A 21308-nucleotide genomic window follows, 5' to 3' on the forward strand; every position below is an offset into this window, starting at 1 on the left:
CGCGCCAGTCGCCTACCCTACATCACCCATCCGACGTCGCCGGCGAAGCTGGTCTTGACCAGCCTTCTGGGTCCCCATGTGAGGTAGGCGAGTGTCGGGTTCTCCACGGTCGCGAGGATGCCGAGTAGCTCGTTGGCCCGCCGCTGTTGGGCGTTGGAGCGGATGAAGCTGAAGCATCGCACTGACTCGAGATCGTCGAAATCGATTGCCTCGACCCTTGCGCCCGGTACCGAAATGTTCACGACAGTCGGATGGTCACTGTCGGCGAGGAGCGATGTCAAACTGGTGGTCAGAATGTACTTGGAGACGAAGAACAATACCCATGACGCCTCGTGCCCTTCCACGGTTTCATGCCGCTTCTGGCGGATGAACGAGGCGGCCAGCACGAGTACGTCGACGCGCTCATGGCGTGCCTTTATCTGTTCGACCACCCGCCTGCTTTCGGCGGTCAGCGAGAGGTCGGCGGCGATGAACGAGGCCCGGTCAGTCGTGGCCGGATCGTCGGCGGCCAACGCGGCGAGCAGAGCCTCGAACTTGACCCGGCTGCGGCCCACCACGACGACCCGCTCGCTCTCCCGCAGGTAGTGCGAGGCGAGTGCTGCTCCCATCCCGTCAGTTCCCCCCGTGATCACAACCGTCTTCATCGCCACTCCCGCCGCATCGGAACCCATGTTCCGTTTTGGTGAAGGTAGCACATCGGAACACATGTTCCGATGTGCCTGGGCGTGCCGCTAGGATCGTGTTCGTGGAGCGCGCGGACGGCCCGCGCCGCGACGTGGTCGCCAATCGGGCCCGCATCGTGGCGGCGGCCACAACGATGTTGCGGGAGCGCGGCCTCGACGTCGACATGCGCGCCATCGCCAGAGAGGCGGGTGTGGGCGTCGGCACGCTCTACCGGCACTTCCCGACACGCCAGCATCTGGTGAAGGAGATCACCAACACCGACCTGGCGGGCCTCGCCACGTCTGGCCTCCCCCCGGGCCCATCCGCGATCGACGCGCTCCGTGCGTTCTTCACCGCGGCGCTGACGCCCCTGGTCCACAACCGGGCGGCGGTCGACCTGCTCGCGAATGCCGACCCCTCAGGGGCCGAGCTGCAACTCTGCGTCGCCCATCTGACGGGCATCGGACACGACGCGGTCGAACGCTCCCGGACCGACAGCACGCTGGCCGACGACATCACCGCTACCGACATCGCCTACCAGTTCCTGGGCGTCGTACGGATAGTCCAACTCCTCCCACGCCCGGCCGTCCCGGATATCGAGCACCATGTGGAACTGGCCCTCCGAGCGCTGCGGCCACGCTCCCACTAGCACGGCGCGCTGGTGTTCCGTCTCCAGCTCTCTCGACAGGATCGTCATGGCATTCGGCGGGTGCGCGGCAGCGCGAAGCAGCGCCGAGCCTGCCTCACGCGGAGCCCGGCTCCGCCCGGAGTCTGGCGGGCGACCCACGTACCCCACAGGTCGTCACGCCGCCCCCGGCGACCGGCGCATCCCCGTCGAGCCATGCGTCGTCGCCGTCCGCGTACACGAACGCGATCGACTCCTGGCGACCAGTCCTCCTCCCAGGGGCGGATGATCGCACGACCATGACGCAAGGTCACCTCTCCACCGTGACGCAGGTCACACGCTTCTTTTTCGCGTCCTGCCCGGCTGTCTCGTCCGTGAGTCGAAGCCGCCCGACAGCGGGCGGCGCGCGACGGAGGAGCCGATCATGGCAGGCAGAGGCAGGATGACGCGGCAGCAGCACCGGATCGTGGTTCTCGGCGCCGGCTACACCGGCATGATGGGCGCGCTGGGAGTCGCCCGCCGCACCCGCCGGCTCGGCGGGAAGGTGGTGCTGGTCAACCCGTCGGCGCGGTTCACCGAGCGGCTGCGGATGCACCAGATCGCGACCGCCCAGCGGATGGCCGAGATCGACATTCCGAGCCTCGTCGAGCCCGCCGGCATCGAGTTCGTCCAGGGATGGGCGACGCGGATCGACCGGGCCGGCCGGGTGCTGCACGTCGACACCGCTGAAGGGCCCCTGCCGGTGCCCTACGACACGCTGGTGTATGCGACCGGTAGCGCGGCCGACACCGATCCGGTCCCCGGCGCCGGCCTGCACGCGCACACGTTGAACAGCCCGACGGAGGCGGCGCGGCTCGCGGGCTGGCTGGCCCAGATCGGCACCGGCACCGTGGCGGTGGGCGGGGCCGGCCTCACCGGGCTCGAGGCGGCCACCGAGATCGCCGAGTCCTATCCGGGCATCCACGTCATCCTGCTCAGCCGGAACGAGCCCGCCACCGCGATGGGCCCGCGTGCCCGCGCCCACGTTCGGCGGGCGCTCGACCGCCTCGGCGTCGAGGTCCGAACCGGGGTGGAGATCACCAAGGTGCTTCCCGACGGTGTCGAGCTGGGCGACGAGATCGTCCCGGCGGACGCCGTGCTGTGGACGACGGGCTTCCGGGCCTCGCCGCTGGCCGCCGAGGCGGGCCTGACCGTCGACGCGACGGGCCGGATCGTGGTGGACGAGACGCTGCGCGCGGTCAGCGATCCGGCGATCTACGCCATCGGTGACGCGGCCGCGATCCATCAGGCCTGGGGTGTCATCCACGGCACCTGCCAGAGCGGGATTCCCACCGGGGCGCACGCCGCCGCCTCGATTGCGCGGCGGATGCGGGGTCGCGAGGCCAAGCCGTTCCGCTTTGGCTACATCCATCAGCCGGTGAGTCTCGGCCGACGCGATGCGGTCATTCAGTTCACCCACGCGGACGACACCCCTCGCCGCTGGTACCTGCGCGGCCGGGCCGCCGTCCGCTACAAGGAGACGGTCACCAGCAGCCCGCGCTCGACCTACCGTCTCGCGCGGCGGGTGCCGCTGCCCGCGGCGGCGCTGTCGAGCCGCGGCGGCCGAGCGGCGCGCCGTCCGGCCGCCGCGTGAGCTCCGGACGGCGGCGATCATAGGTCGCGCAGCCCCGCCAGCTTCTCGGGGTTGCTGACCAGGTGGATGGTGCGCACGGCACCATCCACCAGGTGCAGGCTGATCGCCGCCAGTGGTGTCAGGCCGGAGCGGACGACGATGCCGGGCCCGCCGTTGAGCATGACCAGGTGGATGTTCGCCTCCTCAGGCATCCGCCCCGCGAAGGTGACCAGGGCTCGTGCCACCAGGTCCACGCCATGGATGGCCTTGCGCGGCGCCGGGGCGAGGCCGCCGCCGTCACTGACGAGGCTGACGTCAGGAGCCAGGACCTCGATGAGCCTCGCGAGGTCACCCCCGGCGGAAGCGTTCGGTCACCGCCGACCGGGTCGCCAGGTCGGTGTCGTAGCGGGTGCGCCGCGCCTCGACGTGCTCGCGGGCATGGCGGGCGGTCTGGCGAGCCGTCGCCTCGCTGCGCCCGACGATCTCCCCGATCGTGCCGTACGGATAGCCGAACGCCTCCCGTAGCACGAACACGGCGCGTTCGATCGGTGACAGGGTCTCGAGCACCAGCAGCATCGCGGTCGACACGGAATCCGACAGGACGACGTTCTCGGCGACATCCGGACTGGTGAGTACGGGTTCGGGCAGCCACGGGCCCACGTAGGACTCGCGGCGTGACTGGGCGCTGCGCAGCCGGTCGATCGCCAGCCTGGTGGTGATCCGCACCAGGTAGGCCTCGGGGTCGTCGATCGTGGCGATCTCCACGCCGTACCAGCGCAGCCACGCGTTCTGGACGACGTCCTCGGCGTCGCTGAAACTCCCCAGCACCCGGTAGGCCACCGCCCGCAACCGGCCCCGATGCTCCTCGAAGACCTGCACCGCGTCCGGAACGTCCGGCTTCGCCGTGTCGGTCATTCTCGCCTCCTGCCATCGCCCTGCGACCGCCCGGGATCGTGCCATCTGGCACACGAGCGGTTCGCGCAACGGGTGCGCCGCGCGAGGAGGCCGGCTCGTCCCATCGTGACTTCGAGCCCACCGCCCTGTCACCGATCCTGCTTGTCAGGGGGACCAGCAAGCACAGGATCCGCGGCACCGTCCTGCTCTGCTCGCTCGCCGTGCTCCTCATCCGCGTCGCCGAACGCCGATCCCGGGCGAACCTGGCGGACCATCCACCGCCAGACCGGCCGGATTACGCAGGTGACCCTGACCAGCCCCGCCGGCGCGGTTGCCCCGACCATCACCCTCAGCCCCGCGCAGGAAGCCATCTACCAGGACGTTTCCGTCCTACCATCCGCCCGGGTCACCGCTTCGGCCCCAGCTGATCAAGCCAGAACAGTTCCGCGCCCCGGACCCGGCTACGGTATTCACGAGCTGACATACCGCGGTAGTTGCTACTCCGGTATTCTGGAGCGGTGAAGGTTGACAAGATGAGCGTCTCGTTCGACGGCGAACTGGGCGACGCGGTTCGGGACGCCGCCCGGCGCGCTGGCGTCGGGCTGTCGGCCTGGCTGGCGGTCGCCGCTGCCGCGAAGCTTCGAGCCGATGCCCTCGCCGAGTTCCTCGACTCGTGGGAGACGGCAAATCCGGCGTTGACGCCGGAGGAACTGGCGCGGGCTGAGCGCGAGCTGGGCCTGCGCGCGGATCAGTCGGCGGCGTGAGCGCGCTCGTTCTCGACGCGGGCGCGTTCCTGGCTGTCGAGCGCGGCGATCGGGAGATGGTCGCCCGACTCCGGATCGCGCAGCAGCGGGACATCGGGCTACGGAGCAACGCCGTCGTCGTTGCCCAGGTCTGGCGGAATCAGGCCGGGCGGCAGGCCGCACTGGCCCGCCTGCTACGCGCGGTGGAGGTGTGCACCGTTGATGAGCGGACCGGTCGCGATGCCGGTGTGCTCCTTGGCCGCGCCGGCACATCTGATGTGGTTGACGCGACGGTCGCCCTGCTCGCCCGTCCGGGCGACCGCATCCTGACCAGCGACCCCAAGGACATCACCCGGCTTGTTCAGGCGGGCGGCGTACCAGCCGTGGTGGTGCCCTGCTAGCAACTTCACCAGCCGGCTTCCCTTGGCCAGCAGCACGGCTGCGACGCCACCAACGCCGACGAGGCTCGCTCGTTGACCCCGTACACGACATTGGTAATTCAGGCGTTCGGCGGGAACCCACGCGCCGCCCGTCACGGACGACGCTGTCATCGACACGCTGACCGATCTACTCCTCCACGGCCTGGCCGGTCCGTCACCGCGCCCCATCTGAACGACGCGGCAGCCGTGGGGATGCGCAGGCAGGCGGGCCGGGGAGTGCCGCCGAGCACCTTCGGCGAGCGTGGAAAGAACGAGTGGCACTCGCGGTGAGCTCGCCGCCATCCGCGTCTATCGCGGCCGTCCCAGCCCCGATCATCAGCCGGAGGCCGCGAGGGTCAGTGACCGGCAGGCCGACCGCTGGGCTCGTGATCCACCGCCCAGCGCTGTCCCGCGACGGTTACCAGGCTGGCCAGCGGTACCGGGCGACGAACTCTCAGGATGGGTCTTCGTAGCGGGTGGCAATAGCGGCGGCGCGGTTGCGCAGGGAAGTGCGCAACGACTGCGGGGCGAGGGCTTCCGCGTTCGTGCTGAGCTGCCACAGCGCCCACTCGGCGTGCCGTGAATCCTGGAAGGTCACCTCCAGCCGCAGCCAGCCGTCTGCGTCGGGTTCCTCGGCGCGGACGGCCAGCGTGCTGTTCAGCAGTTCTTCCCGCCGGGCCGGGTTCACCCGTACCAGCACGGTGATATGGCCGTCGGACAGGAACTGCGCGCAGCGTTCTCGCCAGATTCGGTCTCGTGCCAGTTCGACCGGCGCGAGTAGCAGGCAGATGGGTGATATCCAGTGCTCAGGATGGTGACAATCGGCGTCTATGGCTTCGACGTCGGCTCCTTCCTGCAACGACTGCGGGAGGCGAACGTCCGCCTCCTTCTCGACGTACGGCAGCGCCGCGGCGTCCGCGGACCCGAGTACGCCTGGGCGAACTCACTGCGGCTGCAAGCGGCCCTCGCCCAAGCCCGGATCACCTACGAGCGCCACCTTGAGCTCGCCCCAACCACCGAGCTACGCCAGCTCCAGTACGCCGAGGACGAAATCATCCGCTTTTTCACGGCTCGGCCCGCCGAGCCGGCATCCGCGGACTGATAACGCGCCGGACCGCGAACCCCGTATCAGCCGTAGTCCCGCCTGGTGCAGCGACGGGCAACCACGGTCAGCCCATCGGCCGGGTCGCCGCCGGCGGTCTCCGGGTGCGCGAGCCTGTTGATGACCGCGCGGAACGTCGCGAACGGATCTGACCTCGCGGCGGCGCCGTTAGCGTGATCCAGTCAGGGTCTGCTGGCTCAGTAGGTGCCGTCTTGGACGCGCGCAGGTCGACGACCAGCGTGGGGCGTTCGTCGACCCGCTGTGGCCAGGGCGTACAGCGTGGCCAGCGATGCCTGGCGGACCGCCAGCGGCCAGATCGCCGACCATTACCGGCGTTTTCCGGGAGCTACGCGCTGAACCAAGGCGGCCAGGCGGTCGAGGTCGTGCAGGGTCGTGGTCGCGTCAGTGACGGTGAGCAGGCTGAACAGAATCCGATGCACTCCGAGGGCGACCGCGCTTTCGATTGCGGCCTCGTCGGGATACTGCAGGGTCGCGATGACCGGTGGGGTGGCTTTCCCCGCTTCCGCCGCGACCTCTGCCAGGCGTTTGACGCCCACGGCCAGCTCATCGATCGGGACAGCCGGGGCAAGCCAGCCGTCACCGTCGGCCACCATCCGGTCGAATGTGGTGGGGCCCCAGCCGCCGATCCACACCGGTGGATGTGGTCGCTGCACCGGCTTCGGCCACTGGAACACCGGATTGAAATCGACGAACCGCCCATGAAACTCCGCTCGCTCCTGGGTCCACAGCACCTTGACCGCGCCGAGCCGCTCTCGCAGAAGTGTCACCCGGGTCGTCGGATCGGTGCCGTGATTGCGTATCTCCTCGCGCAGCCAGCCAGCGCCGGCTCCCAACTCGAAGCGACCGTCACTGATGAGGTCGACGCTGGCGGTCTCCTTCGCCAACGTGATCGGGTCACGCTGTACCACCAGCGCGATCGCGGTACCCAGCCGCAGCCGGGTCGTCACGGTCGCCGCGGCCGTCAGACTGACGAACGGATCGAGATTGCGGTAGTACTCGCGTGGAATACCGTTCTCATCGGAATGCTGGGTCTCCCGGTGTACCGGAATGTGGGTGTGTTCGGGGACGAACAGCGACTCGAATCCCCGTTCCTCGATCGCATTTGCGAGCAACGCCGGCCTGAGCTGGTCGTCCGTGACCGCAGTGAAGATCCCGAAATCCATGCGGGAAGCGTAAAGTCTGACACTGGTGTAAGGGTCAAGTGCGCGGACCGGAGGTGGTGCCAGGTGCTGATCGGTGAGCTGGCAGGAGCTACGGGTGCGAGCGTGCGGTCGCTGCGGCACTACGAGCGGCACGGCCTGCTCGTCGCCGAGCGGGGCGCGAACGGCTACCGTCAGTTCCCGGACTCGGCGGTGGAGACGGTGGCGAGAATCCGCGTGCTGCTGGCGGCGGGACTGTCGGTGGCGACGATCCGAGAAGTGCTGCCCTGCACCCTGGATGCGACGCCGAGGGTCGTTCCATGTGCGGAGCTGGTCGCAAGACTTCGTGGCGAACTCGCTCGCCTGGATCGACAGACCGATCAGCTTGATCGTGCCCGCGCCCTGCTCTCCCGCATGCTTGCGGCCTGAGGTCGGTGCTCTCCACCGCGCCGGGGTCGTCACCCGTCCGCTCGTAGACGGCCACCGGGGCCCGCTCGCGTTGGCCCGCAGGAAGGCGCTGCTGTCTGTGACCGCCGGCGGCCCGGAATCGCACTACACCGCGCGGGATCAACGGCCCCATCGACGATCTACTGTTCTCGATCGGCACGGCATCCTCTACTACCCGGGCATCGAGAGATACTGCCGCCGTTCGTGCTGTACGGCACCCGAGCGTGGGCGTCCACCCCTCGACATCGAGCCGAAGATCACCTCGCCGTCCTCGAAGGCGATCTCGATCCCGGAGATCCGCGGCGACCTGTCGGTGTGCAGGGTGGGCCGACCATGATCCGCAAGTTTCTGGCCGCGGACCTGATAGACCACCTGCATGTCGCCGTCGTTCCGACCGTCCTCGGCCGAGGGACGCGGATGTGGGAAGGCCTGGAGGGACTCGAGAAGCGTTTCATGCGCCGGCCGAGCCGAATCCCGTTCTGCTCCGGCACGTCCATGGTGATCGCATAGCCGTGTTTCGGGCCATCGCTGAGTGACAGCAGGACGAGCACGCACGTGAGTCAGCTCGCCGAGGCGGAGGAACTGCTGACGAACGATGCGTTGGCGCTGCTGATCGGGGTGGTGCGATGCCGTCGTACGACCGGTGGCCGGCGGAGTTCCCGCCGCTGGCGGCCGCGGTGCTGGCCGCCGCGGAGCGGGTGGGCGCCGACTACGTCCTGCTTGGCAACATGTATGGCTATGGGCTCGCCGGTGGTCCGGTGACCGAGGATCGTCCGATGGCGCCCAGCTCGGTGAAGGGCCGGGTGCGGGTGCGGATGTGGGAGGACGCGCGGGCGGCGTACGAGGCGGGACGGGTTCGGGTGACCGAGGTACGCGCCAGCGACTTCCTGGGTTTCGACGCGGTCTCGCTGTTCACGCTGTTCGTGGCGCCGGAAGTGTTGGCCGGTACGCCGGTCGCCTATCCGGGGGATCTCGATGTCCCGCATTCCTGGAGCTATGTGGGTGATGTGGCGCGGGTGCTGGTGGCCGCGGCCCTGCATGAGTGGTCCTGGCGCCGGGCCTGGCATGTGCCGTCGACCTCGGAGCTGTCGGTCCGGCTGCCTGGCCGTGGCGGCGGGCGTGCCGAGGCCCGCGTTGTCACCGCTGACCGTGGCGGAGCTGGAGCGGTTGGGACGGGCTGACTCGGTGGTGGCGGAGATCCTGGAGATGTTCTACCTGTTCGATCGGCCGATGCTGCTCGACACCGCGGTCACCCGTGCGGCGCTGGGTGTCGAGGCCACGCCGCTGGACATCGTGCTCAAGGAGATGGCCGTTTCCCCAGGGCCGTCCGTACCCTGACCAAGCGAATCAGGACATCGGCGCTGGCGCGGGGTCGACCATGGTGTCCCGTGCGCCCATCGACCGTCCGGACCCCGACACGGTTACGGTGATGTCGTGGGACTGCATCTGAGCCAGATCGACGAAGCGGACGAGCTGCTGACGAACGACCCGTTGGCGCTGCTGATCGGGATGGTGCTGGACCAGCAGATCCCGTTGGAGCGGGCGTTCGCGGCCCCGCTGGAGCTGACGCGGCGGCTCGGCCGTTCGTTGGACGCGGTGGACCTGGCGGGGATGGATCCGGACGAGCTGGCTGCGGTTTTCTCGATCCAGCCTGCGTTGCACCGTTTCCCGGCGGCGATGGCGCAGCGGACCCAGAAGCTCTGTCAGATCGTCATCGACAGCTACGACGGTGATGCCGCGCGGGTGTGGACGGCTGCCGCGGACGGGAAGGATCTACTGAAGCGGGTCGCGGCGCTACCCGGCTTCGGGATCCAGAAGGCGAAGATCTTCGTGGCGTTGCTCGGCAAGCAGCTCGGCGTCGAGGCCGAGGGTTGGCGGGAGGCCACCGCTCCGTTCGGTGAGGCCGGCAGCTACCTCTCGGTGGCCGACATCGTTGACCAGCAGAGTCGCGACAAGGTCCGCGACTACAAGAAGCAGATGAAGGTGGCAGCGAGGGCTACAACGGCCTGACCTGCGGGTTTCGCGGGAACCCTTCAGGCAGTCCGCAGGGCGCCCGCTGGATGGCCAGGGTCGCACGTCTGCGTCGGGTGCCGTGTTGCCTCGCTGTAGTCGGTGTCTGACCCTCGTTCACCCGTGTGAGTAGATGTGTGACACTGTAAGTTGTGGTGGACGGCCTTTGGTGGGACCAGGAGGACGCGGAATACATCCGACATCGGTCTGATCGTTATCCCGGCGCGACCGACATCGAACCTGAGTGGACCTTGGAGGCGGTGAAGGATCCGCGGAGGGTCGTTCGTGACCCGGATCCGAGGAGCAGGATGGGCGCGGCCCGCCTGATCGGGTACTCGCGCAGTGCCGGGTTCGTGCTGACCGTGATCGTTGATCCGATCGACGAGGCTGGGATCACCGCGTGGAAGACCCGTGGAAGCGATCTTCGGGACTACCTGGAGGGGGAGAGCGGCGGTGACTGATTCGTCCAGGCGTGCCCGGCGTGACGCGATCCGAGCCGAGTACGCGGCCGAGGAGGCCGAGGCTGCCGAAGCGGAGGCCGTGGAAGCCGAGCAGGCCGTCGTGTCCGTGCGGGTTCCCGCGTCGTTGGCGGAGGCTCTCAAGGCCCGTGCGGCCGCCGAGCACCTGCCGACCTCGGCTCTGGTCCGGCGCATCCTCGCCCGGGCGGTGCAGAGCCCCGAGGCTCCTGTCGTGAGCGTGGAGCAGGTCGAAGAGATTGTGCGCAGGGTCCTCCGCGAATCAGCGTGACCTGCAATCCGCAAACAGTCCGCAGGAGGGCGGAAAACGGCCCACGCCAGTGGCAACTCAGCTCCCGTCAGGGCCTGTCGATCGCCTCGCGCACCGCCGGGACGATCTCTCGTGCCCACCTGCCCAGGGCAACATCCGTCCCGGTCCCGTCGTCGACCGGGAAGCAGATGAAACCGGCGGCTCCGTGCTCCAGGACGGCCGATGTCAGCTCGTCCACCCACTGATCCACCGATCCGCCGAACCAGCGGCCGGAATCGTCACGGAAAGCGGGCAACGGCGAGGCTGTGATGCGGCCCTGCACGTTGTAGATGGTCGCGACGTCCGCCGGGTTCCGGCCGGCCGCTGCGGCCGCCCCGTCGATGAGCGGGCGCGACTCGGCGAACCGTGAGCTGAGCCAGTCGGCGGCATGGCCGGGAATCCACCCGTCGGCCAGCCTTCCGGTGACGGCCAATGACTGTGAACCTACCGAGCCCGTCCAGATCGCGGGTGTCGGGGAGAGTGAAGGAACCAGGTCGGTCACCCGGTGGAATTCGCCCTCGAAGGTCACTGGATCGCCGCCGCCGGTCAATGCCCGCACCAGGATGATGGTTTCCGCCATGGCACGCACGGCCCGCGCCGGTGCCAGCGGTTCGACGCCCAGTTTCACGATCTCCGACCAGAGTCCGCCAGCTCCGACCCCCAGGACGACCCGGCCGCCCGAGAGCGCGGACAACGCGCTGATCGTGCGCGCCAGCATCGGCGCGGGACGGCTCGGAGTGTTGGTGACGTTCACCGCGCCGGTGATGGACGTCGTCCGGCCGAGGACGACGCCGAGCGCGGCGTACGCGTCCAGCCTGTCGGCCAGGTACGGATGGTCGGAAAGCGTGACCAGGTCGAGCCCATCCCGGTCGGCCTGCGTCGCGTGCGCGAGCAAAGCGTCCACCTCGCCGACCCCGGTCTCGAGCCCGAACCCGAACAGCACGTCGCGGTCCTGCACGGCGTTCTCCCTTCCTACGTTCTGCCTACGCCGGTCGCGGAGCGCGGGTGCCGCCCGCACCGGCGTGCCGAGTGACGATCGCCGGCAGCCGGGCGCCGCAGCGACTGTGGCGCGCCTCCCCGAGCACCGTGGCAACCGGCGCGACGCCCGCCAAGACCGCGCCGAGGCTGGTAGCGGCAGGGCCACGCTCCGGTGTTCGGCGGACGCCGGCTTCGCGGGCCAGCATGGTCATTGCGCCGGGCTGCAGAAGCTGATGAACGGTTCGGCCCCAACCCGTCCGTCAGTGCCCGACCGTTTGTTTGAAGGGGTCGTGTTCGGCGAGAAACCGCTCCAGGCGGGCCTGGTCAACCCGGCTGATGACCGCGGACGCCTCCTGTTGGTCACGGACGCATTTGGCGAGCGTGAACGTGGACGTGATGATGTACAGCATGCCGAGCAGGAGAAAGCCGCGTATCCACGCATCCCCCGGGAGATGGGCGATCGCGTAGGTGACCGCGACCACCGAGATGCCGAAGGAAAGCGCGGCCTGCACCATGAACGCGGTCGTGGTCCTGGGGACGAGGGGCTTGGAATGGGTCATGGGCCTAGTCTCGGCTCATTGGAGCCGGTTGGCCTGAGTAACCGTACTCATCTCGAACCTGGACTTTCTGCCACACTTGCCGGGTGCGGATGTCGCGAGGACCGGACCGGTTTCGCGCAGCGGAAGGTGTGCGTGGCGCGCTGTGGCGATCGCTCGCCGTCTTCCGCCTGGTGGCGGCGGCCTACGCCGTCGCGACGGTCGGGCTCGATCTGGGCCAGACGCCGCACCCGGGGCGTGGCCTCACCTGGTTCGGTGTGCTGGCGGTCTGGTCGGTTGTCATGTCGTGGCTCGCGCCGGCGGCCGGCGGCTGGCGGCCGTGGCGGCGGTATGGCCTGGTTGTGGCCGATGTCGTGGTCTGTGTTGCCGTGATGCTGACGTGCGGTGTGGTGAGCCCGGCCGGGTCCACGGACGTCCTGCCCGCGCTGTGGACGGCGAGCGGCGTGTTCAGCGCCGCGCTGGCCGGCGGAACCGCGGGCGGGGCCGCCGGCGGTTCGGCACTGGCCGTGGCCTCCTTCGTCGCCAGCGGTTCGGTGAGCGACTCCTCAGTCAGGCCGGCGGTCCTGTTCGTCGTGTCGGGAATCGTCGTCGGCTATCTGAGCCGGACTGCCATTCGCGCCGAGTCCGCGCTGGCCGACGTGCTGGCGGCGCGGGCCGGGGACGCCGAGCGGGAGCGTCTCGCCCGAGGCGTCCACGACAGCGTGCTCCAGGTTCTGTCGTTGATCGCGCGCGAGGCGGAGCGCGGTATGGCGGCGGCCGACGTCGCCAGGCTCGCCGCCGCCCAGGAGTCGGCGCTGCGTGATCTCCTACGTACCCCCGGAACCTCTCAGCCCGTCGAGCTGGGACGTCCGACCGGACGCGAGACGGGACCAGGCCGCAGGGACGCAGCAGGCCGCAGGGGGGCAGGCCGTGGGGGTGGATCGTCGCGGCCCGCCCGCCCCGAAGCAGATCTTGAGCCACTGCTGACGGGTCTGGCGCGGATGTCACGTTCGACGACCGCGGTGAGACGGGTGATCCCGCCCGGCCCTGCCTTGTCCGGGATGATCTCCGGCCCGTCGGCCGAGGACATGCCGGCGGTCGTGACGGTCTCCACCCCGGGCGCGCCGGTACCGCTACCGGCAGATCACGCCGACGAGGTTGTCGCCGCCGTCCGAGCTGCGTTGAACAACGTGGCCACGCACGCCGGACCCGGAGCCTCGGCGTGGCTGCTGCTCGAGGACGACGGCGATTCGGTGACCGTGACCGTCCGCGACGACGGGATCGGCATCGAACCTGGACGGGCCGAGCAGGCTGCCGCGGAGGGCCGGCTCGGTCTCGCGGTCTCCGTCTGTGGACGGATCCGGGATCTCGGTGGCGACGTCGTCGTCACCGGCCGTCCCGGGCAGGGGACGGAGGTCGAGCTGCGTGTCCCGCGCTGACGATGACGACGCGGTTACCGGGGTTGACGATTCCGGCGGAGCGCGCCGCGGCGGCCGCGTGGTCGTCGTCGATGACCATCCGCTGTGGCGCGAGGCGCTGAGCCGGGACATCGCCGAAGCGGGCTTCGTGGTCGTCGGTACCGCGGGCTCCGTCGCGCAGGCGCTGCGCGTGCTCGCGGCGACCCGGCCTGAGATCGTCGTCCTGGATCTGGGGCTGCCCGATGGCTCGGGCGTCGAGGTGATACGTGCCCTGGTCGGCTCGGCCGAGTCTCCATATCCACTCACCGGTGCTCCGGCTTCGGTGCTCGTGGTGTCCGCTTCCGGGGAGCAGGCCGATGTGCTGGAAGCGGTCAAGGCCGGAGCTTCCGGGTACCTGCTCAAGTCGGCCCGTCCTGAGGAGCTTGTCGACGCGGTCCGTCGCACGGCACGGGGGGTCGCGGTCTTCACCGCCGGGCTGGCGGCGCTCGTCCTCGGCGAGAACTCCCGGGCGGCGCGGAACTCCGGCTCACGTTCGGATCCCGGCTCGTCCACGGCTCCACGGCTGACCGCACGGGAGGTCGAGGTGCTCAGACTGGTCGCGAAGGGCCTGTCCGCCCGGGATGCCGCCCGCCAGCTGGGTGTGTCGCACCGGACGGTCCAGAACCACGTTCACAACGTGCTCGGGAAGCTCCAACTCCGCAACCGCGTCGAGCTGACCCGCTTCGCCGTCCGGGAGGGCTACGACGACGCCTCCTGAACCATCAGTCCCTGAACTTCTGCCGTTCAGTCCTTGTCGGGAATCTTCCGGTTGTCAGAAAGTAAACCCCCGTGGCGAGCCTGAACGGGGAGAACCCGCGTGCGAGGCTCGCACCGGTACAGATGTCGGCTACCCGGCGCTGGGTGGCCTCGTCCGCTGCCCGGTAGTCCACAATCACGACGCCGTTCTCACGGTAAGCTGTGATTGCGTGATGGGCATCACCGTAGTCGGCGACTTCGAAGACGAGGGCTTCTTCGTCAGGGCTTGCGTCGTCGCTCAATGCGGGTTCCCTCCTCGTGGTGATGGGCTTCGAATTCCAATACCCTGCCTTCGAGTCAACAGTCGAGCCGGGACATGCCGAGGCGCAACGCCTCGGCGGACCTGTCGAGCTCGCCGCGATCGCGCAGGCGCCAGTCCGCGTCCAGGCGGAAGCTGTCGCCGGTGAACCGCGGGAAAACGTGCAGGTGGACGTGGAAGACCTCCTGGAAGGCGGCCTCGCCGTCGGCGAGGAACAGGTTGACGCCTTCGCATCGCAGGCCTGATCGACGCAATGCGCGGCCGAGCCGGTGGGCGACCAGCCAGACCTGTGCGCCTGCCCGCTCGTCGAGATCTTCCAGCCCCACGGCGTGTGCCTTTGGTATGACCAGAAGATGCCCTGGCGTTACCGGCCGATGATCCATGAAGGCCAGGGCCGTGTCGTCCTCATGGATGATGCTCGCGGCGGCTCCACGGTGGACAATCGCGCAGAACACGCATTCGCTGTCGTCCACCTGGCGTCCCACCTCTCTGTCTCCGGCCACGCACGCAGTGTGCCGCATGCGCCTGCTTAGCTGTAACGAGTTGGGAAAGAAGTCCTGCGGGGGATAATCCTGAGCGGTCTCCAGGGTCCTCCAGAGCGGCGACTATGGTCGATGCGACGACGCCTTGGCCCGATCTGGCGGGCGTCTCGCGAGCGAGCGGAGGAGCCCACGAATGCTGACCATCTCGCCCAGCCACCGCGATCTGCTGGCGAAGCCCCGTACGGTCACCTTCGCCACGGTCGGTGCCGACGGGCAGCCCCAGGTCACCGCCATCTGGGCGATGCTCGACGGCGACGTCGTGCGCACCTCGCTGACCAAGAGCAGGCAGAAGTACCGGAACCTGCTGGCGCATCCGAAGGTGACGCTGTTCGTCATTGATCCACAGAATCCCTTCCGGACCTTGGAGATCCGCGCCACCGCGGAGATCACCGATGATCCCGGCCTGGAGTTCCTAAGCCGCCTTCTCGGCCTCTACGGCAGTGATCTGGAGACCTTCGAGGGGCCCAGGGAGGACCGGGTCGTGATCACGCTCAATCCCACGCGGATCGTCGAGCTCGGGTAGCGCCGGCCGGCCGGACAGGCCTTCGGGACGGATGTCAGCCGGGCGTGGCGGCGGCGGTCCCTGAGTAGTCGGCCTCGCCGTTGGCGTTGCTCGATCGGATCTTGAACTCGTAGGTGTGGCCGTTGGTGAGCTGGGTGACGGTGCTGCAGGTGTCGGTGACGGGGTAGGGGACCCGGTACCAGCCTTCGCCGGTGGTGACGTCCCGGTGGTACATGACGTAGCCGGTGGCGTTCGGCGCTGGATTCCAGCAGATCCGGGCGGAGCCGTTCCCGGGGGCCGCGGTGAGCCCGGTGGCCGGCGGCGGGATCGTGCCGGCCGGCCGTGCCTGCACCGTCCCTGAGTAGTCGGCCTCGCCGTTGGCGTTGCTCGATCGGATCTTGAACTCGTAGGTGTGGCCGTTGGTGAGCTGGGTGACGGTGCTGCAGGTGTCGGTGACGGGGTAGGGGACCCGGTACCAGCCTTCGCCGGTGGTGACGTCCCGGTGGTACATGACGTAGCCGGTGGCGTTCGGCGCTGGATTCCAGCAGATCCGGGCGGAGCCGTTCCCGGGGGCCGCGGTGAGCCCGGTGGCCGGCGGCGGAATCACCCGTTCGGCGGAACCGGCCTCGGGGCCGGCCGGGCCGGGACGCGACGCCGACGAGGGCGGAGGCTGCGCCGGCGGCTGAGTCGAGGTGAGTGGGGGAGATGGCGACGCCGAGCCGGGCCGCGACGTCCCGGGAGAACCCGGCGCGGACGCATCACCTCTCCCGGTGGGAGCACGCTCCGGCGTGGCGGGGCTGTCCGAGAGGTCCGCGGCCGCGGTCGCCGCGCCGGGTGGGCCGCCCGCCGGGTGAGCCTGCGCCGCGTTGGTGTTCCCGGCGTCGACGGCGAACAGCGCGCCCGTCGCCGCGACGGCCAGCACCGCCACCGGCAGAGCGCACCAGCGGCGGAACCCGCGGCCCGCGTCACCGAAGAGAAGAGAACCGGCTCGTCGTATCCGGTCGCCGGTGAGGACGGCCAACCGAAACCGCAGGTTGTCGTTTCGCCGCGGGGGGTTCGGTTCCATGGACGCCTTTCCGACACCAGTCAGGCCTCGTGACGAAACGCGGTCATCGGAGATCCGGGCGATGGTCCCCACCAGCGCTGTCGGCCCGAGGTCCGAAAGCAGGGCACCGTGCGGGCGAGCCACCAGCGATGATCCTACGACCGTTCACGCGGACAATCATCCGCCGACGGCGCGATCCTCATCCTTGGTATCCGGATATCCGCCGCGCCCGGCCGCGTAGCTGGGACATGATGGAATCGGCCCACGGCGGCACCGAAGCACCGCCCACGGGCCGCGGAGCCTGAGCGAGCTGCGGGGTGTGAGCTGACTGGGGATGTTGTGGTTTCCGACCCGCACGGGACGATGGATCGTCTGGTCGCCGGCCGTTACCGACTCGCGGAGCGACTCGGCGCCGGCGCGTACGGGACGGTGTGGCGTGCGGTGGACGAGCTGCTCGACGTCAATGTCGCGGTCAAGGAGATACGGCTCCACGCCGCGGTGACCGACCCGGAGTCGAGTGGCCTGCTCGCGCGGGTGGTTCACGAGGCGAAGGTCGTCGCCCTGCTGCGCGACCACCCCAACGTGGTGACCGTCCTCGACGTCGTCCACGAGGGTGACCTGCCGTGGATCGTGATGGAGTGGGTCCCGTCGCGCTCGCTCGCGGAAGTCGTCGGGCAGCAGGGGCCGCTTGCCCCCGGGGACGTCGCCCGGGTCGGCCTGGCGGTTCTGAACGCTCTCGTCGCGGCGCACGCGGCCGGAATCGTGCACCGGGATGTCAAGCCCGCGAACATTCTCCTGGGCGACGACGGCCGGATCGTTCTCGTCGACTTCGGCGTTGCCGTCCTGGAATCACATTCCACGGTCACTCAGAGCCCGCTCGGAACGCTCGCCTACATGGCGCCCGAGCGTTTCTCCGGAGCCCGCGCAATGGCGGCCAGCGACCTGTTCTCCCTCGGCGCCACCCTCTACACGGCGGCGGAGGGAGTCTCGCCGTTCGCCCGGGAGACCGAGGCCGCGACGGTGGCCGCCGTGCTCTCCCACGAACCGGAACCGCCCCGACGGGCAGGGCCACTCGGCGCGACGATCCTCTCCCTGCTCGACAAGGACCCCGGCGTCCGGCTGGGCGCGGAGGACGCACACGAGGCGCTGGTCGCAGTGCTCGCGGCCCCCGCCGGTGCTGTTCCTTCTCCCGCACGCGGGACGGCGAGCCGCTCTGCCGTCGTCCTGCCCGTCGAACGTGCGCACCCCGCCCGACCCGCCGAGTCTGTCGACGCGCCGACGGGGCTGGCGGGGCCGACGGGGCCGACGGGGGAGGGCGGCACGGTCGAGTACGGGGAGTCGCGTCTCGGGTGGGCCATCGGCGTCGGCCTGGCCGTGGGCTCCGCGGTCGGGGCGGCTGTCCCCTGGATGGTCCAGGGTTTCGTCGACCTGCCGGCCTGGGCGCTCGTACCGGCCGCGCTCTGGTCGGTCGTGTTCGCGGTCTGGACGGCTGCCCTGATTCCTCCGATCGTCCGGCCCGGCCTGTTGACCGTCGGCCCGGACGGGATCAGGCGCCGGCGGTTTCCCGACGATCTACGTCTGCCGTGGAGTGAGATCGCCGACGCGCGTGTTCACAACAACGTGCTGGAGATCGAACGTCGAGGGGGCCCCGGCCGGCCTGTGGAGATCTGCCGGCTGTGGGAGTTTCACGGCACCTCGGCAGGCGAGATCGAGGCGGTGCTGAACGCCTGCCGCCGGCAGGCCCCGACGCGCTGACCAGGTGCGGAGGAGGCGGTTCGAGCCGTCCGCGGGGGCGGTGCGACTTCCCGGGAAGCTCTGAGGATTCGCACAGCCGATTCTCAGGGTCCGGGCACATCGTCCGAGGCTATGAGCCTCACACTGGAACGGGAACCGGAGCCGGGACTGAAACCGGAACCGGGGGCGGTTCGTGGGCGGTGGTCCGCGCCGGCCCGGCTGCCGGCGCTCGGGGTGCGCGTCGGGCTGGTGACCTGGGGCGTCGTGGTCGTGGCCATGTGGTGGTTCGGCACCTCGGCGTCGAGCCTTCACGGCGGCGGCCTGCTCCTGACGGCGCTCGGACGGGTCGCCGGGCTGCTGGCCGCCTACCTGATGCTGGTGCAGCTCCTGCTCATGGCGCGGGTGCCGGGGCTCGAACGCGCGGTCGGGTTCGATCGGCTGGCGGCCTGGCACCGCGGCCTGGGGACGAACGTCGTGCTGCTGATGGCCGTCCACGTCCTGATGGTGGTGTGGGGGTATGGCCTGACCGCGCATCATCAGCCGCTGTCCGAACTGGTCACGGTGATCATGACCTACCCGGAGATGTGGAAGGCGACCGCGGGCGCGCTGCTGTTCGTCACCGTCGGAGTGGCCAGCGCCCGCGCGCTGCGACGGCACGTCTCCTATGAGATCTGGTACCTGCTGCATCTGAGCGCCTACGTGGCTGTGCTCCTCGTGTACTCCCATCAGACGGCTACCGGCGCGGACTTCGTCGGGCATCCCGTCAACACGCTGCTGTGGCAGGGGATGTACGTCGCGGTGGCGGCCTGCCTGGTGATCTGGCGTCTGGTCCTGCCGATCGCGGCGGTCGTCCGGCATCGGATGACCGTGGAGCGGGTGGTCACCGAGGCGCCCGGTGTGGTCTCCGTGTGGATTCGTGGCCGTGACCTGGATCGTCTCGGCGCCCGGCCGGGGCAGTTCCTGCTCTGGCGGTTCGCCGCCCGGGGGCATGCCGTCACCGCCCACCCGTACTCGCTGTCCGCGCCGGCGCAGCCGCACCGCCTGCGCATCACCGTCAAGGACGCGGGCGACCACTCCCGCGCGATCGCCCACCTGCGCCCGGGGACGCCGGTCGTCGCGGAGGGTCCGTTCGGGCACTTCACCGCGGAGCGCGCCACCCGGGGCCGGGCGCTGCTCGTCGGTGGCGGCAGCGGCATCGCCCCGATCCGCGCGCTCGCCGAGGATCTCGCCGGCCGCGGCGACGACGTCGTGGTGGTGCACCGCGCGAGCAGGGCGACCGACCTCGCACTGCGGAGCGAGTTCGACGAGCTGGCCGATCACCGGCTGGCCGCCGGTTGGCCGACTGCCGATGGGCCGGCCGTCGGTCGGGTGGTGGTCCACCGTGTGGTCGGATCCCGGCGCGAGCTCGGCCACGATCCGCTGGCCGCCCGCTATCTCGCCGCCGCCGTGCCGGACGTCGCCGATCGGGACGTCTTCGTCTGCGGGCCCGCCGGCATGACGCTCGCGGTCGTCCGGGCCCTGCGCGAGCTCGGCCTGTCCGACGGGCAGATCCACACCGAGGAGTTCACGCTGAGATGAACGAGAACGCGGGCAGGCCCTACCGGGCGCGTCTCGGCTTCGCCGCACTGCTGGGGACGGTTGTCCTCGTCGTCGGGGCGAAGTCGGCGACGGGCATCGGCGCGCATCCCTCCACCCTCGCCGTGACACCGGCGACGACCAGCACCAGCACCAGCACGGGAACGGGTTCGGGTACTGGCACGGGTTCGACGAGCGGGACCACCACGCGGACGGTGACCGGCGACGCCGTCCACACCCGGTACGGCCTCGTGCAGGTCCAGGTCGTCCTCACCGGCAGCAGGATCACCGATGTGGTGGCGGTGCAGCTGCCGGACCGGGAGCGGCGCGACCGGGAGATCAACGACCAGGCCGTGCCCCTGCTGCGCCAGGAGGTGCTCGACGTCCAGAGCGCCCAGATCGACGTCGTCTCCGGCGCGTCCTACACCAGCCAGGGGTACGCCCAGTCCGTCCAGTCGGCCCTGGACGCCGCCGGTGTCTAGGGCCGGCGCCGGCCAGGACGCGCGCCCGTCGCGCCCGTCGCGCCCGTCGCGACCGGGGCGCCCGTCGCGACCGGGGCGCAGCCACCCCGAACCGGTGATGGGCACGGTTGTCAGCATCGACGTCCGCTCGCCGCTCGACGCGGTCGGCCTGGACGCGGCGATCGGTGCCGCGGTCCGTGTGCTGCATCGGGTCGACGAGGATTTCAGCACGTTCCGGGCGACGTCCTGGGTGTCGCGGCTGCGCCGCGGCGAGATCGAGCTCGGAGACTGTCCGGATCACGTCCGCGAGGTGTACCGGGCGGCCGCCGAATGCCGGGAGCAGACCGGGGGATGGTTCGACCCCGCCTGGCGCGGGGACGGCACGCTGGACCCGACCGGGCTGGTCAAGGGCTGGGCGGCCGACGCCGCGTCGACGGCCCTGACCGCCGCGGGTGCCCCGAGCCACTGCGTCAGCGCCGCCGGTGACCTGCGGGTGCGGGGCACCTCGGGGTGGGCGCCGGGACGTCCATGGCGGATCGGGATCGCCGATCCGTTCGACCGGGCCAGGCTGGTCGCCGTGGTGGAGGGCACCGAGCTGGCCGTCGCGACCTCGGGGGTCGCCGAGCGGGGCGCGCACGTCGTCGACCCGCGTACCGGCGCCCCGGCGACGGGCCTCGCCTCGGTCACCCTCGTGGGCGCCGACCTCGTGAGTGCCGACGCCACGCTCGCGGACGGGTTCGCCACCGCCGCCCTCGCCGCCGGGCCGGAGGCGCCGGCCCTGCTCACCCACCTCGCCCGCCGGGGATGGGAGTGGCTGACGGTCGACACCACCGGGCGGCTCACGCACTCCGCGGGCTTCCCGGGCCAGGTCACCACGACCGCCGCGGGGCCGGCTGCCGAGACAGCCCCGCGGCCGGCCGTCCGAGCGACCGCCCCGAGGCCGGGCGCGCGAGCGACCGCCCCGAGGCCGGCCGCCGGACGTCCCGACGGGAGGTGACACTGACGGGAGGTGACACTGAGCGG

Annotated in this window: 24 protein-coding genes and 5 pseudogenes; 20 read left to right on the plus strand and 9 right to left on the minus strand. The window is 70.2% G+C overall.

Features of this window, described 5'->3' with window-relative positions:
- Positions 1–17: 17 nt before the first annotated feature.
- Entirely contained in the window at positions 18–644 is a 627-nt protein-coding gene (locus E0504_RS13160) for an SDR family NAD(P)-dependent oxidoreductase (RefSeq protein WP_207912525.1), read from the minus strand.
- A 101-nt stretch (positions 645–745) separates the two neighbouring features.
- Between E0504_RS13160 and E0504_RS13165 the strand changes: the two genes are divergently transcribed.
- Together E0504_RS13165 and E0504_RS13175 are read left to right on the plus strand one after the other, a co-directional pair.
- Positions 746–1312, plus strand: coding sequence for a TetR/AcrR family transcriptional regulator (locus E0504_RS13165; RefSeq protein ID WP_131624661.1), 567 nt, complete (start codon positions 746–748; stop codon positions 1310–1312).
- Positions 1313–1712: 400 nt separating this feature from the next.
- The gene (locus E0504_RS13175; RefSeq protein ID WP_200835288.1) at positions 1713–2921 is read left to right on the plus strand and encodes an NAD(P)/FAD-dependent oxidoreductase; all 1209 of its coding nucleotides are present in this window, start codon (positions 1713–1715) and stop codon (positions 2919–2921) included.
- 17 nt (positions 2922–2938) lie between these two features.
- Here E0504_RS13175 and sigJ read toward each other — a convergent pair.
- Positions 2939–3815 (minus strand): annotated as a pseudogene (gene sigJ / locus E0504_RS54210) (RNA polymerase sigma factor SigJ).
- A 512-nt stretch (positions 3816–4327) separates the two neighbouring features.
- On the opposite strand from sigJ, the gene E0504_RS13185 reads away from it, so the two are divergent.
- Together E0504_RS13185 and E0504_RS13190 are read left to right on the plus strand one after the other, a co-directional pair.
- Complete coding sequence (locus tag E0504_RS13185; protein ID WP_131624663.1) at positions 4328–4558, plus strand: hypothetical protein; 231 nt, start codon at positions 4328–4330, stop codon at positions 4556–4558.
- Entirely contained in the window at positions 4555–4938 is a 384-nt protein-coding gene (locus E0504_RS13190) for a twitching motility protein PilT (protein WP_235014005.1), read from the plus strand. Before E0504_RS13185 ends, E0504_RS13190 begins: the two co-directional genes overlap by 4 nt.
- A 472-nt stretch (positions 4939–5410) precedes the next feature.
- On the opposite strand, the pseudogene E0504_RS53445 reads toward E0504_RS13190, so the two are convergent.
- Positions 5411–5713 (minus strand): annotated as a pseudogene (locus tag E0504_RS53445) (WYL domain-containing protein); the annotation flags it as partial.
- Between the two features lie 45 nt (positions 5714–5758).
- Here E0504_RS53445 and E0504_RS13205 point away from each other — a divergent pair.
- Positions 5759–6007: pseudogene (locus E0504_RS13205) on the plus strand (DUF488 family protein); the annotation flags it as partial.
- 377 nt (positions 6008–6384) lie between these two features.
- Here E0504_RS13205 and E0504_RS13210 read toward each other — a convergent pair.
- Positions 6385–7242, minus strand: a complete 858-nt coding sequence (locus tag E0504_RS13210) for an LLM class F420-dependent oxidoreductase (protein ID WP_112106443.1) — start codon at positions 7240–7242, stop codon at positions 6385–6387.
- Between the two features lie 63 nt (positions 7243–7305).
- Between E0504_RS13210 and E0504_RS13215 the strand changes: the two genes are divergently transcribed.
- The 8 genes and pseudogenes from E0504_RS13215 to E0504_RS13250 all read left to right on the plus strand — a co-directional run bounded on the left by E0504_RS13215 (position 7306) and on the right by E0504_RS13250 (position 10422).
- Positions 7306–7647 carry a MerR family transcriptional regulator gene (locus tag E0504_RS13215; RefSeq protein ID WP_112106442.1) on the plus strand — a complete coding sequence of 114 codons (342 nt, stop codon included), beginning with the start codon at positions 7306–7308 and terminating at the stop codon, positions 7645–7647.
- Positions 7648–7705: 58 nt separating this feature from the next.
- Positions 7706–7884, plus strand: a pseudogene (locus E0504_RS54215) (NAD(P)H-dependent oxidoreductase); the annotation flags it as partial.
- 90 nt (positions 7885–7974) lie between these two features.
- Positions 7975–8175 (plus strand): annotated as a pseudogene (locus E0504_RS13225) (dihydrofolate reductase family protein); the annotation flags it as partial.
- A gap of 116 nt (positions 8176–8291) precedes the next feature.
- On the plus strand, positions 8292–8846 hold the full coding sequence (locus tag E0504_RS13235; protein WP_131624664.1) for an NAD-dependent epimerase/dehydratase family protein: 555 nt from the start codon (positions 8292–8294) through the stop codon (positions 8844–8846).
- Positions 8833–9003 (plus strand): hypothetical protein, encoded by a 171-nt coding sequence (locus tag E0504_RS50360; RefSeq protein ID WP_207912526.1) that lies wholly within the window; start codon positions 8833–8835, stop codon positions 9001–9003. Before E0504_RS13235 ends, E0504_RS50360 begins: the two co-directional genes overlap by 14 nt.
- A 96-nt stretch (positions 9004–9099) precedes the next feature.
- Entirely contained in the window at positions 9100–9675 is a 576-nt protein-coding gene (locus tag E0504_RS13240) for an HhH-GPD-type base excision DNA repair protein (RefSeq protein WP_131624666.1), read from the plus strand.
- 308 nt (positions 9676–9983) lie between these two features.
- Positions 9984–10136 carry a hypothetical protein gene (locus tag E0504_RS52055; protein WP_241831083.1) on the plus strand — a complete coding sequence of 51 codons (153 nt, stop codon included), beginning with the start codon at positions 9984–9986 and terminating at the stop codon, positions 10134–10136.
- Positions 10129–10422 (plus strand): ribbon-helix-helix protein, CopG family, encoded by a 294-nt coding sequence (locus E0504_RS13250; protein WP_112106437.1) that lies wholly within the window; start codon positions 10129–10131, stop codon positions 10420–10422. Before E0504_RS52055 ends, E0504_RS13250 begins: the two co-directional genes overlap by 8 nt.
- Before the next feature lie 67 nt (positions 10423–10489).
- Here E0504_RS13250 and E0504_RS13255 read toward each other — a convergent pair whose 3' ends face one another.
- Together E0504_RS13255 and E0504_RS13260 are read right to left on the minus strand one after the other, a co-directional pair.
- Entirely contained in the window at positions 10490–11398 is a 909-nt protein-coding gene (locus tag E0504_RS13255; protein WP_112106436.1) for an LLM class flavin-dependent oxidoreductase, read from the minus strand.
- 280 nt (positions 11399–11678) lie between these two features.
- On the minus strand, positions 11679–11978 hold the full coding sequence (locus tag E0504_RS13260) for a YiaA/YiaB family inner membrane protein (protein WP_112106435.1): 300 nt from the start codon (positions 11976–11978) through the stop codon (positions 11679–11681).
- A gap of 89 nt (positions 11979–12067) precedes the next feature.
- Here E0504_RS13260 and macS point away from each other — a divergent pair, with 89 nt between their 5' ends.
- Positions 12068–13393 carry a MacS family sensor histidine kinase gene (gene macS / locus E0504_RS13265; protein ID WP_131624670.1) on the plus strand — a complete coding sequence of 442 codons (1326 nt, stop codon included), beginning with the start codon at positions 12068–12070 and terminating at the stop codon, positions 13391–13393.
- Positions 13380–14129, plus strand: a complete 750-nt coding sequence (locus E0504_RS13270) for a response regulator transcription factor (protein WP_112106434.1) — start codon at positions 13380–13382, stop codon at positions 14127–14129. Before macS ends, E0504_RS13270 begins: the two co-directional genes overlap by 14 nt.
- Positions 14130–14133: 4 nt before the next feature.
- On the opposite strand, the gene E0504_RS13275 is transcribed toward E0504_RS13270, so the two are convergent.
- Both E0504_RS13275 and E0504_RS13280 read right to left on the minus strand, forming a co-directional pair.
- A complete protein-coding gene (locus E0504_RS13275) occupies positions 14134–14409 on the minus strand; it encodes a cell division protein SepF (RefSeq protein WP_071059722.1) in 276 nt (91 codons plus the stop codon).
- A gap of 55 nt (positions 14410–14464) precedes the next feature.
- Positions 14465–14899, minus strand: a complete 435-nt coding sequence (locus E0504_RS13280; protein ID WP_112106432.1) for an HIT family protein — start codon at positions 14897–14899, stop codon at positions 14465–14467.
- Between the two features lie 202 nt (positions 14900–15101).
- On the opposite strand from E0504_RS13280, the gene E0504_RS13285 reads away from it, so the two are divergent.
- On the plus strand, positions 15102–15491 hold the full coding sequence (locus E0504_RS13285; protein ID WP_112106431.1) for a PPOX class F420-dependent oxidoreductase: 390 nt from the start codon (positions 15102–15104) through the stop codon (positions 15489–15491).
- Between the two features lie 34 nt (positions 15492–15525).
- Here E0504_RS13285 and E0504_RS13290 read toward each other — a convergent pair whose 3' ends face one another.
- Positions 15526–16536: a fibronectin type III domain-containing protein gene (locus tag E0504_RS13290; protein ID WP_112106513.1), complete on the minus strand. Its 1011-nt coding sequence runs from the start codon at positions 16534–16536 to the stop codon at positions 15526–15528.
- A 342-nt stretch (positions 16537–16878) separates the two neighbouring features.
- Between E0504_RS13290 and E0504_RS13295 the strand changes: the two genes are divergently transcribed.
- From E0504_RS13295 to E0504_RS13310, 4 genes are all read left to right on the plus strand, one after another.
- Positions 16879–18270, plus strand: a complete 1392-nt coding sequence (locus E0504_RS13295; RefSeq protein WP_131624671.1) for a serine/threonine-protein kinase — start codon at positions 16879–16881, stop codon at positions 18268–18270.
- A 111-nt stretch (positions 18271–18381) separates the two neighbouring features.
- The gene (locus E0504_RS13300) at positions 18382–19827 is read left to right on the plus strand and encodes a ferric reductase-like transmembrane domain-containing protein (protein ID WP_235014002.1); all 1446 of its coding nucleotides are present in this window, start codon (positions 18382–18384) and stop codon (positions 19825–19827) included.
- The gene (locus E0504_RS13305) at positions 19824–20306 is read left to right on the plus strand and encodes an FMN-binding protein (RefSeq protein WP_131624673.1); all 483 of its coding nucleotides are present in this window, start codon (positions 19824–19826) and stop codon (positions 20304–20306) included. The genes E0504_RS13300 and E0504_RS13305 overlap by 4 nt, the downstream gene beginning before the upstream one ends.
- A gap of 97 nt (positions 20307–20403) precedes the next feature.
- Positions 20404–21282, plus strand: a complete 879-nt coding sequence (locus E0504_RS13310) for an FAD:protein FMN transferase (RefSeq protein WP_235014001.1) — start codon at positions 20404–20406, stop codon at positions 21280–21282.
- The last annotated feature ends 26 nt before the right edge of the window (positions 21283–21308 follow it).

The sequence above is a fragment of the Parafrankia sp. BMG5.11 genome (genome assembly GCF_004337455.1).